11 protein-coding genes are annotated in these 19390 nt (G+C 35.3%); all 11 read left to right on the top strand.

Translation table 11 applies throughout. The features are described 5' to 3' along the window. Window positions 1-30: 30 nt before the first annotated feature. The 11 genes from PW52_RS12120 (at window position 31) to PW52_RS12070 (ending at window position 19386) form a co-directional block, all read left to right on the top strand. Window positions 31-1572 carry a sulfatase family protein gene (locus PW52_RS12120; protein ID WP_082050910.1) on the top strand — a complete coding sequence of 514 codons (1542 nt, stop codon included), beginning with the start codon at window positions 31-33 and terminating at the stop codon, window positions 1570-1572. Window positions 1573-1583: 11 nt separating this feature from the next. Next, entirely contained in the window at window positions 1584-4274 is a 2691-nt protein-coding gene (locus tag PW52_RS12115; protein ID WP_052823491.1) for a glycoside hydrolase family 3 protein, read from the top strand. A gap of 11 nt (window positions 4275-4285) precedes the next feature. Then, the gene (locus PW52_RS12110) at window positions 4286-5722 is read left to right on the top strand and encodes a glycoside hydrolase family 30 protein (RefSeq protein WP_044633216.1); all 1437 of its coding nucleotides are present in this window, start codon (window positions 4286-4288) and stop codon (window positions 5720-5722) included. Window positions 5723-5725: 3 nt separating this feature from the next. Continuing rightward, window positions 5726-6514 (top strand): SGNH/GDSL hydrolase family protein, encoded by a 789-nt coding sequence (locus PW52_RS12105; RefSeq protein ID WP_052823483.1) that lies wholly within the window; start codon window positions 5726-5728, stop codon window positions 6512-6514. Window positions 6515-6517: 3 nt separating this feature from the next. Then, the gene (locus tag PW52_RS12100) at window positions 6518-8368 is read left to right on the top strand and encodes a beta-N-acetylhexosaminidase (protein WP_052823482.1); all 1851 of its coding nucleotides are present in this window, start codon (window positions 6518-6520) and stop codon (window positions 8366-8368) included. A gap of 1 nt (window position 8369) precedes the next feature. Further along, on the top strand, window positions 8370-9857 hold the full coding sequence (locus PW52_RS12095) for a sulfatase family protein (protein ID WP_044633215.1): 1488 nt from the start codon (window positions 8370-8372) through the stop codon (window positions 9855-9857). A gap of 18 nt (window positions 9858-9875) precedes the next feature. Continuing rightward, entirely contained in the window at window positions 9876-12218 is a 2343-nt protein-coding gene (locus PW52_RS12090) for a GH92 family glycosyl hydrolase (RefSeq protein WP_082050906.1), read from the top strand. A gap of 102 nt (window positions 12219-12320) precedes the next feature. Then, window positions 12321-13664 carry a sulfatase family protein gene (locus tag PW52_RS12085; protein WP_052823480.1) on the top strand — a complete coding sequence of 448 codons (1344 nt, stop codon included), beginning with the start codon at window positions 12321-12323 and terminating at the stop codon, window positions 13662-13664. A gap of 21 nt (window positions 13665-13685) precedes the next feature. After that, complete coding sequence (locus tag PW52_RS12080) at window positions 13686-15362, top strand: glycoside hydrolase family 172 protein (protein WP_205618136.1); 1677 nt, start codon at window positions 13686-13688, stop codon at window positions 15360-15362. A gap of 8 nt (window positions 15363-15370) precedes the next feature. Beyond that, window positions 15371-17836, top strand: a complete 2466-nt coding sequence (locus PW52_RS12075) for a prolyl oligopeptidase family serine peptidase (RefSeq protein WP_052823479.1) — start codon at window positions 15371-15373, stop codon at window positions 17834-17836. Between the two features lie 5 nt (window positions 17837-17841). After that, window positions 17842-19386: a sulfatase-like hydrolase/transferase gene (locus tag PW52_RS12070; protein WP_165586773.1), complete on the top strand. Its 1545-nt coding sequence runs from the start codon at window positions 17842-17844 to the stop codon at window positions 19384-19386. Window positions 19387-19390: the final 4 nt, after the last annotated feature.

Below are 19390 nucleotides of genomic sequence, written 5' to 3'. Positions count from 1 at the left end.
TCAATTAAAAACATCTTACAAATTACTTTAATGAGTATCGTTTTCTTTTCTTGTAATAAAAAAGAAGAGAAAAAGAGCACTACAAATGCAACAAAACCAAACATCATATACATTCTTGCTGATGATTTAGGTATTGGCGATGTATCTATTTACAACGAGAACTCTAAAATTGAAACACCAAATATCGATGCATTGGCAACTAACGGCGTAATGTACACAGATGCCCACACAAGCTCTGCCGTATGTACGCCAACACGATACAGTATTTTAACTGGTCGTTATAATTGGAGAACATCGCTTAAACAAGGTGTGGTAAGTGGTTATTCAAAATCATTAATAAAGCCAAACCGAACTACTATTGCCGATGTTTTAAAAGACAACGGTTACAACACCGCTTTTATAGGTAAATGGCACATGGGCTGGGACTGGGATATTACAAAACCGGATTCATTAGGTCTGGATATTGATAACTTAAAAGCAATACCTGAGGTAGATTTTACAACACCTATTAAAAATGGCCCAAATACACATGGTTTTGATTATAGCTACGGATTTTGTGGTTCTTTAGACATGCCACCATACGTTTGGGTAGAAAACGATATGCCAACCAGCGTACCAACAAAATATACCAAAGGTAAAACCAAACAAGGTACTTGGCGTTATGGCTTAACTGCCGATAATTTTGAGCACGAACAAGCATTACCAGAAATCACAAAACGTACCGTAAGTTATATTAACGATAATGCAAAAAAAGACGATCCGTTTTTTGTATATATGCCGTTGCCTGCACCGCACACGCCAATTTTACCAACCGATGCTTTTAAAGGTAAAAGTGGTTTAGAAAATCCGTATGCCGATTTTGTTATTATGGTCGATTGGGTTGTTGGAGAAGTTACAAAAGCTTTAGAAGCTAACGGCATTTCAGAAAATACATTAATTGTTTTTACTAGTGATAATGGCTGTTCACCAACAGCAAATTTCAAACAATTAAAATCTAAAGATCACAATCCAAGTTACGTTTATAGAGGTACAAAATCTGATATTTTTGAAGGCGGACACCGTGTACCATACATCATGACATGGAAAAATAACATTCAGCCAACAAAAACAGAACAATTGGTTTGTACTACTGACTTTTTTGCAACCGTTGCCGATGTTTTAAATATTGATTTAGAAGATAATGTAGCAGAAGACAGCTTCAGCCATTTAACAAATTCTGAAGCTCCAAAACGCGAAAGCATCATTCATCATTCTGTTCGAGGTGAGTTTGCCTATCGTAAAGGCGATTACAAAGTTAATTTCTGTAAAGGTTCTGGCGGATGGAGTTATCCAAATATCAACACTAAAAAAGCAATTTACGATACACTTCCAATGGTTCAATTGTATAATGTTAAAACCGATGCTGCCGAAACCAAAAATTTACAAGCAGAACATCCTGAAATTGTAAAGGAATTTAAAGCCGATTTATTAAAAATTATAAATGATGGCAGAAGTACTGTTGGTGCAAAACAAGAAAACGATGGTTCAAGCGATTGGCCACAATTAGAAAAACTAAAGAATACAAAATTATAGTTAACAAAAAGATGAAATATAAATTAAACATAAAACAGGTATTTACGTGTTTGCTTTTAGGAGGAATTATTACAATTTCTTTATCGTTTACAGATAAAAAAGATCCGCCTTATAAAAACCCTAAACTTCCTGTTGAAGAGCGTGTGCAAGATTTGTTAAGCCGAATGACTTTAGAAGAAAAGTTCTGGCAAATGTTTATGATTCCTGGCGATTTAAGCATTGGTAAAGATAAATTGAAACACGGTATTTTTGGTTTTCAAATTTCATCAAAAGGAAAAAATGATAATGCCGCAGAGCAAATTATGGATTACGGTTCTACCGGAAGTGCTCAAGATATGGCAAACGAAATTAACAAGCTGCAAAAGTACTTTTTAGAAGAAACACGTTTAGGTATTCCTATCATTCCGTTTAACGAAGCTTTACATGGTTTAGCGCGCGATGGTGCTACGGTGTACCCACAAGCAATTGGTTTAGCAGCTACTTGGGATACCAATTTAGTTGGCGATGTTGCAAAGGCAATAACTAAAGAAACTAAAACACGTGGTATTCGTCAAATTTTATCGCCAGTTTTAAATATTGCACGCGATGTGCGTTGGGGACGTGTAGAGGAAACTTACGGAGAAGATCCATATTTAACAACACAAATGGGTTTATCTTTTATTAGTGAGTTTGAAAACGAAGGCGTTATAACTACGCCAAAACACTTTGTTGCAAATGTAGGTGCTGGTGGTCGCGATAGTTACCCAATTAGTTTTAACGAACGCTTATTAGAAGAAATTTATTTTCCAGCTTTTAAAGCTGTTTTTCAAAAAGCAGGCGCACGTTCGGTAATGACGGCTTATAATTCTTTAGATGGAACACCTTGTACATCAAACGCTTGGTTGTTAAGAGATAAATTAAAAGGCGAATGGGGATTCGATGGTTTTGTAATTTCAGATGCTGGTGCAACTGGTGGCGCCAATGTATTGCATTTTACAGCTGCAAATTATGCTGAAGCTACAGAAGATGCAGTTGAAGGCGGTTTAGATGTGATGTTTCAAACCAACTATAACCACTTTCCATTATTCTGGGAAGCTTACGAAAAAGGAATGGTTGATATTAAAGCTATTGATGAAGCGGTTAGTCGTATTTTAAAAATAAAATTTGAATTAGGTTTATTTGAAGATCCTTACGTTGATGCTAAAGAAGCCGACAAATGGAACGGACACAAAACTCACCGCGAGTTAGCAAGAAAAGCAGCTTCAAAATCTATGGTGTTGCTTCAAAATAATAATTCGGTTTTACCTGTAAGCAAATCAAATAAAAAAGTAGCCTTAATTGGTCACGATGCTAAAACAGTGCGTTTAGGTGGTTATAGCGGTCCTGGTAACGATAAAGTTTCGTTTTACAACGGCGTAGCTGCTAAAATTGGAGAAGCTAATATTAGTTATGCCGAAGGCGTTTCACTTAAAGAAGAAAATTACACCGTTATTGCTCCAAAATATTTATCGTCAACTAAAGATGGTAAAAAAGTTGAAGGTTTAAAAGGCGATTATTTTGATAATATTACATTAAGCGGTTCGCCAAAAGTGGAGCGTGTAGATAAGAAAATTGGTTTTGGTTGGACTTTATTTTCACCTCATAAAGATTTACCTTACGATTGGTATTCTGTGCGTTGGACAGGAAAAGTTAAAGCACCTAAAACAGGAATTTCAAAAATTGGTATTGAAGGTAATGATGGTTACCGTTTGTATTTAGATGGTAAATTGTTAATTGATAATTGGCAAAAACAATCATATAATACCATTTTAAAAGAATTTTATTTTGTTGAAGGTAAAGAATACGATGTAAAAATTGAATTTTACGAATCTGCAGGAAATGCTAAATTCAAATTTATTTGGGATGCCGATGTAACCCAAGAATGGGAACAGCAAATTAAAGATGCTGTATCAGCTGCAGAAAAAAGTGATATTGCGGTTGTATTCGCTGGTATTCACGAAGGTGAATTTAGAGACCGTGCTTTATTGGCTTTACCAGGACATCAAGAAGCATTAATAAAAGCCGTTGCTGCAACAGGTAAACCAACCGTTGTTGTGTTAGTTGGTGGTAGCGCGATTACTATGGCGAATTGGAAAAACGATGTAGACGGTATTATCATGGCTTGGTATGCTGGTGAAAACGGAGGTAATGGTTTTGCCGATATTTTATTTGGTGATGAAAATCCTGCGGGACGTTTACCAATTACATTTCCGGTAGATGAAGCACAATGCCCATTATACTACAATAACAAACCAACAGGTCGTGGTGATAACTACCATAATTTAACAGGGCAACCTTTATTTCCATTTGGTTACGGTTTAAGTTACACTTCGTTTGAGTATTCAAATATTGAATTCAGTAAAAATAATATTGCACCAAACGAAGCGATAGAAGTAACTTGTACCATCACCAATTCAGGTAAATTAGATGGAGAAGAAGTGGTACAACTTTACATTCGTGATGAGTTATCATCAGTAGCACAACCTATTAAATCACTTAAAGGATTTCAACGTATTGCCTTAAAAGCAGGGGAATCTAAAACCGTTACTTTTACTTTAGATAGTGAAGCTTTATCTATGTTAGATATTAATTTAAAGCGTGTTGTTGAACCTGGAGATTTTAGAATTATGATTGGTGCATCATCAAAAGATATCCGTTTAAGAAAAATTTTAACCGTAAAATAACCAACATCAAAATGAAACATATACAAGGATTAATTTTAGTTGCATTAGTGGCTTTTTCATCGTGTAAACAAGAAGAAAAAGGACTTGATGTATCTTGGAAAAGTAGTACAGAAAACAGTGTTTGGACTGATAAAACCTATCAACCACAGGCATCAGAAATAACTCCAGAGGCAACCATAGTTGTAAATACAACAAACCAACAACAAACAATTGATGGTTTTGGTGGCTGTTTTAACGAGTTAGGTTGGGACGCTTTAGCCATGGTTACACCTGAAGAAAAGCAACAAATTTTAAACGATTTATTTAGCCAAGAAACAGGCTGTAAATTTACATTGTGTAGAATGCCAATTGGTGCTAACGATTATGCGGTAGATTGGTATAGCCATAACGAAACCGAAGGCGATTTTGCAATGGAAAACTTTTCTATAGATCGCGATAAAAAACGATTAATTCCTTACATAAAAGAAGCACAAAAAATTAATCCAGATGTAGCTGTTTGGGCATCGCCTTGGTGTCCGCCGTCATGGATGAAACACAGCAAACATTACGCTTGTAAAGCTAATCCGGAATTTAACGATTTACCAGAAGAGTGGAGTAATACAGAAGAATTAGTTTCACGTTTTATTACAGAACCAGAGTATTTTGAGGCTTACGCCTTATACTTTGCAAAGTTTGTTCAAGCTTACAAAGAAGCAGGTATAGATATTAGCGCTGTTCACGTACAAAACGAATATAATTCAGCACAAAACTTTCCATCTTGTGTTTGGAAACCAGAAGATTTAGGAATTCTTATTTCAGATTATTTAGGACCAAAATTTGAAGCTGAAAATATAGATGCCGAAATTTGGTTAGGAACTGTAGAGCGTCCGCAATTAGAGCGTGTAACAGATGTTGTTGAGTATGGTGATGCCAAAAAATATGTTGATGGTATTGGTTTTCAATGGGCTGGTAAAGGTGCCATTGAAGCGGTTCATGCTACATACCCAGACATGCGTTTAATGCAAACTGAAACCGAATGTGGTGATGGTTCTAACGATTGGAAGGCTGCCGAATACACATTTAATTTAATGAAACATTATTTTGAAAATGGTGCAAATTCATATATGTATTGGAACATGGTTTTAGATGAAACAGGAAAAAGCCAATGGGGTTGGAAACAAAATTCTATGATTTCTATTGATAGTAAAACAAAAGCCATTACCTACAACCCAGAGTTTTATTTAATGAAGCATTTAAGTGCTTTTGTTATGCCAGGTTCAGTAAAAATTGATACTGCTGGAGACGATGAAAACGCCGTAGTTTTTTATAACGAAGCAGAAAATAATGTGGTGATTTTAGCGTATAACGACGCTAGCGAAAATAAAACCGTTCAGTTTAATATAAACGATAAAGAAGTTAAAGCAAGTTTAGATGCCAAGTCGTTTAACACCTTAACTGTAAACTTATAAAACATGGATAGAAGAAGTTTTGTAAAATATTTAGGAGCTACAGGAATTTGTATTAGTGCTTCATCGTGTGCCTCTTTAAATTTATTTGGAGATACATATGATGAAGAAGTAGCACGCGAAGCTTGGAAAAACTTAGCAAACAAAGAAGCTGCTTTTGCTTATGTAAGCCCTAATAAAAAATTACCAAACGTATTTATTTATGGCGATTCTATTTCTATTGGCTATACAACTACAGTTAGAAAAGAGTTAGAAGGCAAAGCCAATGTGTTCAGGTTTCATAAAAACGGACAGTCAAGTAATAAGTTTATTCCGTTTACAGAAAAAATGAAAACGACTATGTTTCAGCCGTATTTAAAAGGTGGTTGGGATTTTACTTGGGACGTTATTCATTTTAATGTAGGCTTACACGATTTAAAATATGTTAAAAACGGTAAGCTTGATTTAGAAAACGGCAAGCAAGTAAATAGCATTGAAAAGTACAAAGAAAACTTGCATGAAATCTGTAAGTATTTAATGAAGGAATACCCTAAAGCAAAATTAATTTTTGCAACTACAACCGCAGTGCCAGAAGAAGGTGCCGATGGTAGAGTAGCTGGTGATAGTGTAAAATACAATACAGCGGCATTAGAGGTTTTAACCAATTATCCTGAAATACAAATTAACGATTTGTATGCCTTTACAAAACCAAACGAGAAAGAGTGGTATATAAAACCTCATAATGTACATTATAATGAGCTTGGTAAAACGGCTCAAGGTAAAGAAGTGGCTAAAATAATAGCCCAAAACTTATAGTTTATGAATAGAATAGTAATTTTTATAACCATTATATTGCTTTCTGTAACAGGAAAAGCACAAGAAAATACATTTATTCCGCAGCCAGAATCTGTGGTGTTTAAAAATGGGGTGTTTAATTTATCGAATACCACTAAAATTTACATGCCAAAGCAAGTGGCATTAAGCTTTAAACCTTACGTTTTAGAAAAATTAAAGTTTGAAACAGGTTTAAATTTTGTTGTTGAAACAGGAAAAGTTAAAGCGAAATCGAATTACATTGAATTTCAAAAAACGAAAGATAAATCGGTAAAAGAAGAAGGTTATATTTTAGAAGTTTCCGATTCAAAAATCATAGTGAAAGCAAAAGGTTTTGCTGGTTTTTTTAATGGATTTCAAACTTTACGACAAATAGTTCCTATAGAAAAAACATCCAAAATTAAGCTTCCAAATGTAACAATTACAGATAATCCAAGATTTGGTTGGCGTGGTGTTTTAATGGATGTGTCGCGTCATTTTCATTCTAAAGAATTTGTAATGAAGCAGATTGATTTATTATCGTCTTACAAAATAAATGTGTTTCATTTGCATTTAACCGACGATCAAGGTTGGAGAGTAGAAATTAAAAAATATCCTAAGCTAACAGAAAAAGGTGCTTGGAGAGCCGAAAGAGACGAACATTGGTGGAGCAGAAAACCGGCAACCGCCAGCGAACCTAAAACGGTTGGTGGATTTTACACTCAAGACGATTTAAAAGAAATTATTGCATTTGCTAAAACCAGAAATGTAGAAATTATTCCAGAAATAGATGTTCCTGGTCATAGTAAAGCTTTGGTAGCTTCATACCCAGAATTATTTTGTTCGGATATTGATACTACTGGTGTGAATTTTGAAGTTGCTACTGGTGGTAAAGCGCCTAACAATACGGTTTGTCCAGCAAGTGAATTTACCTATGAATTTTTAGAAGGTGTTATTGAAGAAATAGCCGATTTATTTCCGTCAAAATATCTACATATTGGTGGCGATGAGTGTAGCAAAAAAGATTGGAAAAAAAGTGCCATGTGTGCTACTCTTATGGAAGAAAACGGTTTAAAAGATTACGAAGAATTACAGAGTTATTTTATTCAACGTATTCATAAAATTGTAGAAAAACAAAACAAAATCATGATTGGTTGGGATGAGGTTTTAAGTGGTAATGGTGTTCCTGGAGCAACCATTATGGCATGGCGTAGAGGTAAATATAACCCAGAAGTACAAGCGCCAAGAGAAGGTTATCCAACTATTATGACCTCTTATTTACATTCCTACATAAGCCGAGTTCAAGGTCCAACTTTTATGGAGCCAGAAGGTCCTAATTCGGTATTGCCATTATCTGTAGTTTACAATCACGAACCTGTTCCAGCAGAATTAACCAAAGAAGAAGCGGCTAGAGTTTTAGGAAACCAAGCCAGTTTATGGGGGGAATTTACACCAACAGGAGAACATTTTGAGTATATGTTGTACCCAAGAACTTTAGCAAGCGCAGAAGTATCTTGGAGTAACCCAGAAGTGAAAAGTTGGGAGCGTTTTCAAAATGCATTGGAGTTTAAACACTTTAATAGATTAAAAAAAGAAGGTGTAAACGTTGCAAAAAGTTTGTTTACAGTGTATCCGGCTTTCGGTATAGATCAATTGCATAATAAAGCTATTGTGTATTTAGAAACCGAAGCAGTTGGTTACGATATATATTATACACTAGATGGTAGCGACCCAACAATTGAAGCTACTAAGTATACCGAAAATTTTAAAGCAGTACCTAAATCCTTATTAAAAGCAGGATTATTCAATAAAAAAGGCGAACTCTTGGGAGAAATAACAGAAATAAGATTAAAATAATATGAAACTAAATAAAATACTTTTTGTAGCACTATTCATTTCAAGTTTAGTATCGGCACAACAAAAACCTAATATTGTTTACATTATTTGTGATGATTTAGGCTATGGCGATATACAAGCTTTAAACCCAGAAAAAGGAAAAATACTAACACCAGAAGTTGATGCTTTATCAAAAGAAGGCATGACGTTTACCGACGCGCATTCGGCATCGGCTGTTTGTACACCATCTAGATATGCAGTGCTTACAGGTCGTTATTCTTGGCGTTCTAGATTACAACAAGGCGTTTTAGGAACTGGTGATGAACTAGAACCATTAATTGCAGAAGATTTAACAACGGTTCCACAATTGTTAAAAGGGGCGGGTTATAAAACAGCGGCTATTGGTAAATGGCATTTAGGATTTAAGTTTGTTGATGATGAAGGCAATCCTGCCGAAGTTTACGATGGTAAAAAAGTAATTGGTCCTGCAATTGGTTCTACCGTTCCTAACGGGCCATTGTCACGCGGATTTGATTCTTATATTGGGTTTCACCACTCTAGAGTTATGAAAACCGTAATTAAAGATGATAAAGTAATCGATAAAATGGAGCCTATTAAAATGCTTCAATTTTTAGGCGATCATGCTACAGAATATATTGCAAAAGAAGCCGATGCTAGCGAGCCGTTTTTTATGTATTTGGCTTTAAACTCTCCGCACAGTCCGGTTGTTCCGTCTGAAGATTGGCAAGGTAAAAGCGGTATGGGTGCGTATGCAGATTTTGTTATGGAAACCGATTTTGTGGTTGGCCGTGTTTTAGATGCTTTAAAAGAAAATGGCATAGAAGATAATACCATTGTATTTTTTACCAGCGATAATGGGTGTTCTGCTCCTGTTTCAAAAGCAGGGAAATTAGAAAAAGAATTTGGGCATTACCCAAGTGCTAATTTTAGAGGGTATAAGTCTGATATTTGGGAAGGCGGTCACCGCATTCCGTTTATTGTAAAATGGCCTGGTGTTATTGAAGCGGGTTCAGAGAACGATAAATTAATTTGCCAAACCAGTTTAATGGCTACTTGTGCCGAAATTGTTGGTGCAGATTTAAATGAAACTACCGGAGTAGATTCATACAGCATTCTTCCTATGCTTAAAAACAAAAAAGCGAAAACTGATTATAATTTAGTGGTGCATCATTCTATACACGGAAAATTTTCTATCCGTAATAAAAAATGGAAATTAGAATTAACTCCAGGTTCTGGCGGTTGGTCTGCACCTACCGATAATAAAGCTATTAAAGAAAACTATCCAGATATTCAATTATATAATATGAAGAAGGATGTTGAAGAAACTACAAATGTTTACAATAAATATCCAAAAGTGGTTAAAAAACTAACGTCACAGCTCGTTGAAATTGTAGAAAACGGAAGAACAACTTCAGGAAAAACATTAGAAAACGATGTGGAAGTAGACATTTTTAAACCAGGTATTACAAAAAAAGCATCGGCACACTAACAAAACAGAATACGTTACATGAAAATTAAAAGGTTAAAAATATCGGTCTATTTCACTTTAGTTTTAAGTGTGTTATTGGCTATTGCATGTTCTACAACAAAAACTGTCAAAACGGTTGAAGCTGATAAAAATACAAAAGAGCCGGTAGATTATATCGACCCAATAATTGGCGCAGTTACCTACGGTAAAAAATCTAAAGATGCTCACGGTTTTGGTAAAACATTTCCAGGTTCGGCAACACCTTTTGGTTTAGTACAATTAAGTCCAGATACGGTTTCCGATGGCGATAACGGCCCGGGATATTCGTACGAGCATTCTACTATAGAAGGGTTTAGTTTTACACACATGAGTGGTATTGGTTGGTTTGGCGATTTAGGTAACTTTTTAGTAACGCCAACCGTGGGTAAATTACAAACGAATAGAGGCGTTGAAAAAGACCCAGAAAGTGGTTACCGTTCGCGATATTCGCACGATACCGAAGTTACAGAAGCCGGATATTATGCAGTAACTATGGACGATTACAAGGTGCGTACAGAACTAACGTCATCGCCAAGAGCAGGAATTATTCGTTTTACCTATCCAGAGAGCGATAGTTCTCGTGTGCAAATAGATTTAGCGCGTAGAGTAGGCGGATCATCAACTGAACAATACATAAAAATAGTAAATGAAAATACCATTCAAGGTTGGATGAAATGTCCGCCAGAAGGTGGTGGTTGGGGAGCTGGAGCCGGAAACGCCGATTATGTGGTGTATTTCTATTGTCAGTTTAGCAAGCCTTTAAAAGATTACGGCATTTGGAGTGCCGATTTACCAGATGTAAAACGTAAAATGCGTTGGATACGTAAAGACAATTACCAAGACGCCATTAAGAATGCTAAAATTTATACCGATAAAACGGAATTACAAGGCGAACATTTAGGTTTTTATACCAATTTTAATACCAAAGCCGGCGAAGAAGTTTTAGTAAAAAGTGGAATTTCATTTGTAAGTATCGCAGGCGCTAAAGAAAATTTAGAGCACGACATTAATCACTGGGATTTTAATAAAACTAGACAAGAAGCTAAGGATTTGTGGAGTGATGCTATTTCTAATATTTCGGTTGAAGGCGGCACAGATGCAGAAAAAACTATTTTTTATACGTCGTTGTATCATACGTTAATCGATCCTCGTGCTTTTTCAGATGTCAACGGAAATTATGTTGGAGCAGATAAAAAAATACATCAAACTAATGATTTTACATACCGCACCATTTTTAGTGGTTGGGATGTTTTTCGTTCACAATTTCCACTTCAAACCATAATTAACCCAAGTTTGGTTAATGATGAGATTAATTCGCTAATTCAAATGGCAGAATTAAGCGGTCGCGAATATTTACCACGTTGGGAAATGCTTAATTCCTATTCCGGAGTGATGTTGGGTAATCCTGCAGTTTCAGTTATTAACGATGCGTACCAAAAAGGCATCAGAAATTACGATGTTGAAAAAGCGTTTACCTATTCCTTAAACACGGTAAATAATACGGGTAATGGAACACTTGGTTATTCCCATAAACACATTTCTAAAACCTTAGAATATGCCTATTCCGATTGGGCTTTGGCAACTATGGCAGAATCTTTAGGAAAAGCAGATGTTGCTAAAGAATATTTTAAGCGCAGTAAAAATTATAAGAATATTTGGAACGATGAGGTAAATTGGTTTAGAGCTAAAGATAGTACCGGAACTTGGTTGCCATGGGAGGGAAAAACAAAACACGGTCAAGGTTGTATAGAAAGTAATCCGTATCAACAAGGTTGGTTTGTACCACATGATATAGCTGGTTTAAAAGAACTTATGGGAGGCGAAGCGGAGTTTAAAAACGAGTTAATTTCTTTCTTTGAAAATACACCAGAAGATTTTCTTTGGAATAACTATTACAATCACCCAAACGAGCCAGTACATCATGTGCCATTTATGTTAAACGAAGCCGATGCGCCACATTTAACGCAAAAATATACACGCAAAATTTGTGAGCAAGCTTATGGAACAGATGCTTTTGGGTTATGCGGTAATGAAGATGTTGGGCAAATGTCGGCATGGTATGTTTTAGCTTCAATAGGAATTCACCCTATAAATCCTGGAGATAATAAATATCAAATTACAAGTCCGGTATTTTCAGAAGTTGAAATAAAATTGGATAAGAAGTATTATTCAGGAAAAACCTTCAAAATTATAGCTCATAATAATTCAGAAGAAAATATTTATATCCAATCTATCAAATTGAACGGTAAAACTTTAAACAGGTATTACATTACACACGATGAAATTGTAAACGGTGGTGTTTTAGAGTTTGAAATGGGGGCAACGCCAAAAATGAAAAGTTAATTCAATTTAGAGTAAATAGAGAGTAAACTAAAAAAGGAATACGACCAGATGAAAATTAATAGAATAACATTTTTTTTATTTGTATTCCTAAGCTTTTGCTCAGTGCTTAACGCACAGAAACAGCAAAAACCGAATTTTGTTATTGTATTAGCAGACGATATTAGCGCCAATACATTAGGTTGCTACGGTTCTCCAAACCCCAATACATCTCCTAATATCGACCAACTGGCAAGCGAAGGTATAAAGTTTACCAACATGTTTGTTTCTCAGGCTATTTGTGCACCAGCACGAGCAGAATTAATGACAGGTTTAATGCCTGTAAAAAATGGTTGTTCTATTAATCATGCTGCGACAAAAAAAGGCACGCTAAGTATTGTGCAACATCTAGAAAAGTTAGGCTATCGGGTAGGATTAACAGGGAAAAGACATTTTAAACCAAAATCGGTTTATCCGTATGAGTTTATTGATGGTTTTATACAAAGTGTTGGTTTTAGAGGGCCAGCACCGGAGGATTGGAGCGGCGTAAAGGAGTTTGTTACGCGCAATCCTAATCAACCTTTTTGTTTACTTATTTGCTCTGTTAATGCGCACGCTCCTTGGGATGCCGGAGATAGCAGTTTATGGAATACTGATGAGTTGATTCTACCAGATAATCTTGTAGATACCGATGTTACGCGAAAATTCTTTCGTGAATATTTAGCAGAAGTTAGAGCGTTTGATGAGCAAGTTGGTAAAGCGAGAAACCTTATAAAAGATAATAGTCTAGAAAAAAACACGGCAATGATTGTTTTAGATGAAAACGGTACGGGAATGCCTGGTGGAAAATGGACTACCTACGATTGGGGCGTGCGGTCTGCTTGTGTAATGAAATGGCCAAAATCATTTAATCAGAAATTAGAAACTAATGCTATTGCGCAATACTGCGATATTCTTCCAACGCTAATAGATGCAGCAGGAGGAAATGTACCTACAAATCTTGATGGTAAAAGCTTAATGCCAATTATTAACAAACAGGCCGATACACATCGAGAATATGCTTTTTTCTTGTACAATAGCGGTAGTGAAGGCCCCGAATATGCATCTAGAGCAGTAACCGATGGAAAATTTAAACTCATTTGGAATTTAACACCAGATAATCTTTATGCAGTACGTGTAATTAATGGCTTTGATTATGGTTATGTCGATAAGAAAATGCCCGATAGAGATGTTAGACAAATTTATCTGTCTTGGTTTGAAAAAGCAGGTTATAATGAAACTGCGAGTAACTTGGTGCAGCGTTATAAAAAACGACCAGAGTTCGAATTGTATAATTTAAATGAAGATCTTTATGAGCTTAATAATCTTTCCAATCAACCAGAATACGGTTCAAGAATAACTGTATTAAAAAAGGCCATTCAAGATTGGATGAAACAACAAGGTGACGATGTAAATTACCAAAATAAATAACCAACAAACTATATATACCACATGAATTTACAAAGCAAAAAAAGTACCGGATTTAGAAATATTATTAAAACGATAGTTTTATTAATGTGTATCGTTTTAATGACTTGCTCACAATTAAAAGAAGACGAAACGGTGTCAATAGAATCATTATTAAATGAAATGATAGACCGAGAAGCCATATCTAAATTTCCAAAAAATGAGTTTCGTTTAAAACAAGAAAGTAGTTACAACAGGGCATCAAAAACACCAAACGATACTATTGGTTGGTTTATTAACCACGATTTCAATTCTAAAGAAAGTGACAAAAATTTTATTCGTGTAGAAGAAAATAATGGAGAAAAAGAATGGGTTTTAATGGATCACCAAGGCGCAGGAGCAATTGTACGTACTTGGATGCCATTTTTAAACGCCAAAAAACCAACAACAACTAGCATTATTAAAATATATTTAGATGGAGCAGAAGAACCAACTCTAGAAGGAAATATGCTAGGGCTTTTAAACGGAACAGGGTTATTCCCGTTTCCTTTTGCACATAAATCTATACGTTCTGCAGTGTCCTTTTTTCCAATTCCGTATGCTAAAAGCTGTAAAATTACGGTGACTGAAAAACCTTTTTTCTATCAATTCACTTACAGAGAATATACAGAAGAAACCCAAATAAAAACATTTACGGTTGAAGATTTTAAGAAAGAAACGGAATTAATAAAAACAGTAGGTGAAGCTTTGTTAGCTCCTAAAGTAACAGAACAAGGCGAAACATTGCAATTACATGAAACTTTAAAACAAGGCGAAGAAAAAGTATTAAACCTCCCCGAAGGCACAAAAGCCATAAAAGATTTGTCGTTAAAATTAGACAGTTACAAAGACTCTACAGTTACACGTTCGGTAGTTTTAAAAATGGAGTTTGATGGGCAAGAAACAGTGTGGTGTCCTATAGGTGATTTTTTTGGTTGCGGTATTGGCTTAAATCCGTTTCAAGGTTGGTATAGAACCGTAGATAATGATGGAACCATGGCGAGCAGATGGGTAATGCCTTATCAAAATTCAGGAAAAATATCTGTAGTTAATCTTGGTAAAGAACCTGTAGATTTCGAATTAGAAGCCAACGTTGGAGATTATACTTGGGATGAAAACAGTATGTATTTTAATGCTGCTTGGAGAGGCGAATACCCAGTTTCAACCAGACCATTTTCCGATTGGAATTATGTTACAATAAAAGGTAAAGGTGTGTATGTTGGGGATGCTTTAACCATTTGGAATCCTGTAAAAAGATGGTGGGGCGAAGGCGATGAAAAAATTTGGGTAGATGGAGAAGATTTTCCATCCATTTTTGGTACCGGAACCGAAGATTACTACGGTTATTCTTGGGGCGGTATGAGTAACGATTTTTATGAGCATCCATTCCATGCGCAAACAGCTAGCAATGTTTACAATAAAATAAATAGAAAACCTGAAGCCGAATTTGGCACACGAAATACCCAAAAATATAGTACAGAAACACGTACTCGTGCTTTAGATGGTATGCCTTTTGGTTCTTCTTTACAATTAGATATGGAAATTTGGAGTTGGACTAAATGCGATATGGAATATGGCGTAGGCGTGTATTGGTATGGAAATGCGGCAACAACATCAAACAGAACTCCAGATCCGGAAGGAGTTAAAAAACTTTTAAAAAACGAAAAAGAATTAATTAACTAAATACAATAATGAAAATCAAAAGTCTCTCAACCTTATTAATAGCATTATTTTCAACAGTCGTTTTAATAGCTCAAGACACCATTCCATTAACCAAAGGTTTAATGGTTGGTAGTACAAGTCAAGCTAGAAGAAGCATGATTTATAAAGATCCTGTTTTTCATAGTTTTATTACTCAAGAACATTATAAACCTAAAGAAAACGACAGCATTGGTTTAAATAGAAGAGATGAGGTTGAGCGATGGGAACGTGTTACTGCCGATGAAAAAGGTGTTTTTAAAAGCAGAAAACTACGCGGTGGTTATTTGTTTATAACCTATAATTCCCCAATAGAAGAGCTTCGTGTTTTAGAAATATCTGGGCATAACGAGGTTTTTGTTAATGGTGTACCTCGTGGTGGCGATGTGTATAATAAGCACTTAACTTTTCATCCAATTCAAATAAAAAAAGGCGAGAATACCTTTTTAGTAAAAGGTGGTCGCGGACAAGTAAATTTACAATTATTACCGGTGGTTAAACCTATTTCGTTTTTAAAACGCGATATGACAATTCCAGATTTTTTAACCACAGAAAACGATACCAAAATAGGTTCGGTTAGAATTTTAAATGCATCAGAAAATAACCTAAAAAACTTAAAAATAGTTGCAGAAAGTAATGGTGACGTTATAGAAACTAAAGCTGCGTCTATTATTCCAATGGCCATGCGCAAAGTAGCCTATAAGGTTAAAGATAATTATACTGAAAAAGATACGGTAAGAGTCCACTTAAAATTATATAACAACAATAAGTTAGTTGATGAAACCTCGGTTTTATATCACGTGCGTACACCGCAAGATCGATATTCTAGAACATTTGTTTCAAACATCGACGGCAGTGTGCAATATTTTTCAGTTAAAGAAGGCGATTTAAAAACAGACGAACAACCAGCGATGTTTTTATCGGTTCACGGGGCAAGTGTTGAAGCTAGAAACCAAGCAGCATCGTACAAAGCAAAAGATTGGGGACATGTTTTTGCTCCAACAAACCGTAGACCTTTTGGTTTCAATTGGGAAGATTGGGGCCGTTGGGATGCTATGGAAGTTCAAAAAATAGCTGAAAACATGTATGGCACAGACCCAAAACGAACCTATTTAACAGGACATTCTATGGGCGGTCATGGTACTTGGCATTTAGGCGCTACCTTTCCTAATAAATGGGCGGCTATTGCACCAATTTCGGGTTGGTATTCCTTGTTTTCGTATGCTGGAAAAGAGAAAGCGGAAAACGAATCGGCTATTGAGCATATGTTTACGCGTTCTAATTATGCGAGTCATACTTTAGAATTATCTAGAAACTATTTACATCACGGCGTTTATATTCAACATGGAGATGCCGATGAGGTAGTTTCGGTAGATCAAGCACGTTTTATGAAAAAGCATTTAGCAGAATTTCACCCAGATTTTGCCTACTTAGAATACGAAGACAAAAAGCATTGGTTCGGTATCGATTTCCACACCATTTTCGATTATTTTAAATGGCATACCATTCCGGATAACGATGTGGTAAAAACTTTTGAGTTTAAAACGGTAAATCCAGGTGTGTCATCAGAAAGTAGATATGTGAGCTTATATCAACAAGAAAAATTGTTTGAGTTTACAAGTATAAAAGGAAATCAAAACGTAAGAACCGAAAAACAAATAAAAAAGAATGAAGTTTTAAAAACGAGACACATTTCTTTTGAAACCGAAAACTTAAAAAAGTTTAAAGTTAATCTAGAACATACCAAAGCTTCAGACACTGTAAATATTACAATTGATGGTGTTAAGTTTAATAATATTGATGCTAAAAGCAAGAATGATATTTGGTTTGAAAAATTAAATGATTCTTGGAAAATAGCAGAAGCTCCTAGCAATACTTTCGAGAAAAACCCAACACGCTACGGTAATTTTAAAGAAGCTTTCAAAAACAATATGCTGTTTGTTTATGGTACAAAAGGAACTACAGCCGAAAACAATTGGGCGTTTAATAAAGCCCGTTTTGATGCTGAAACTTTTTATTATCGAGGTAATGGCTCTATTGATATCATATCAGATAAAGAATTTTCACTTCAAAAATATAAAGATCGTTCGGTTATCCTTTACGGAAATGCTTCAACAAACAGTGCATGGAAAGTATTATTGAAAGATAGTCCGGTGCAAGTAAAACGCAACGAAATTAAAGTAGGAAACAAAATACTAAAAGGGGATAATTATAGCGCTTATTTAACTTACCCAAGAACGGATAGTAAAACGGCTTCAATTGCTGTAATTACAGGTACGGGAATTAACGGATTTAAATCGGCCAACCAAAACAAATACTTTGGTTCCGGAACAGATACTCCCGATGTTTTTATTTTTAATAATACCATTTATAATGATGGTGTTAATGCTGTGGAAGCCATTGGGTATTACGGTAACGATTGGAGTTTAGAAAACGGTGAAATAGAATGGAAAAACTAAGGTGTATGTGCGTTAAAATATCTGATAATTTTAAACTTAGTTTACTGCTAATTATTACCATTAGCTTTGCATGGTCTTGTAAGCAAAACGTTGAAAAAAAGGGGAGTTCTGAAACCAATGATAAACCAAATTTCATATTTATTTTAGTAGATGATTTAGGTAAAGAATGGTTTACAAGCTATGGCGCTTCAGAAATTAACACCCCGAATATTGATGCCTTAGTTAATACGAGTATAAAATTTAACAACGTGTATTCTATGCCACAATGTACACCAAGTCGTGTGGCTTTAATTACTGGTCAATATCCTTACGAAAATGGTTGGGTAAACCATTACGATGTGCCTCGTTGGGGACATGGTGCTAATTTTGATGCCGATAAAAACCCAAGTTTTGCTAAAGCTTTACAAGAATCGGGTTACAAAACTTGTATTGCTGGTAAATGGCAAATAAACGATTTTAGAATTGAGCCAAATGCGATGCAAAAAGCAGGTTTCGATGAATTTTGCATGTGGACAGGTTACGAATCGGGTAATAAACCAAGCGATAAACGCTATTGGAATCCTTATATTTTTACAAAAGAAGGTAGTAAAACCTATGAAGGTAAATTTGGGCCAGATCTGTTTTCAGATTTTGTAATCGATTTTATGAATACCAATAAAAACCATCCGTTTTGTATTTATTATCCCATGGTTTTAACGCATTCCCCTTTTGTGCATACACCTTTAGAACCTAACGTAAAAACTAAATACGAAAAACATAGAGCGATGGTGCGTTATACCGATTTTATCATCGGAAACATTCTAGATAACCTTGAAACTTCAGGCTTATCAAAAAACACTTATGTAGTTTTAACGACAGACAATGGTACATCGCCATCAATTATTGGTAAAAGAAACGGAAAGTATATTAGAGGCGGAAAAGCTTATTTAACCGAAAACGGGATTAATGCACCCTTCATTGTAAAAACACCAGATAATAAACATTTTGAAACCGATGCTTTGGTTGATTTTACGGATATTTTTCCAACGTTCTTAGAATTAGCAGGTGCCACAAACAACGAAGATTTAAATCTTGACGGCCATTCGTTTGCTAAAGTTTTAACTGAAAAAGCATCAAGTACTAACAGAGACTATATTTTATCAATGGGCGGTTTACCTGCGCATTTTAACAAAGACGGTTGGCTTGTGAATGCTTTGCAATTTAGAGATCGTGTATTGCGAAACGAGGAGTATAAAGTATATGTTGATACGCTTCAAAAAGTACACAGAATTTACAATTTAAAAGAAGATCCTTATGAAACATCAAATTTAATTGATGACGCTAATTTACAATCTGTAGTAAGCGAATTTCAAACGAAAGTTGATGCTTTGCCAAGTTTAGATAATAACCCGAAGTATACCAAAACAAAAGGTTTACGAACAGATGTAGATTTAAAATTTTTAGACAAAGCTGCAGAGCGTATTAAGCACAGAAAAAATAATATGATGGGCTTAGCTACCGAAGAACAATTTTTAAAGTTGAGTACCACGCCAGTCGAACATAAAAAATAAATCT

The organism is Neotamlana sedimentorum (genome assembly GCF_000943565.1).
Taxonomy (GTDB): Bacteria; Bacteroidota; Bacteroidia; order Flavobacteriales; family Flavobacteriaceae; genus Neotamlana; species Neotamlana sedimentorum.
Note: the sequence above shows the minus strand (reverse complement) of the source record. Positions and strands in the feature narration are given on the sequence as shown.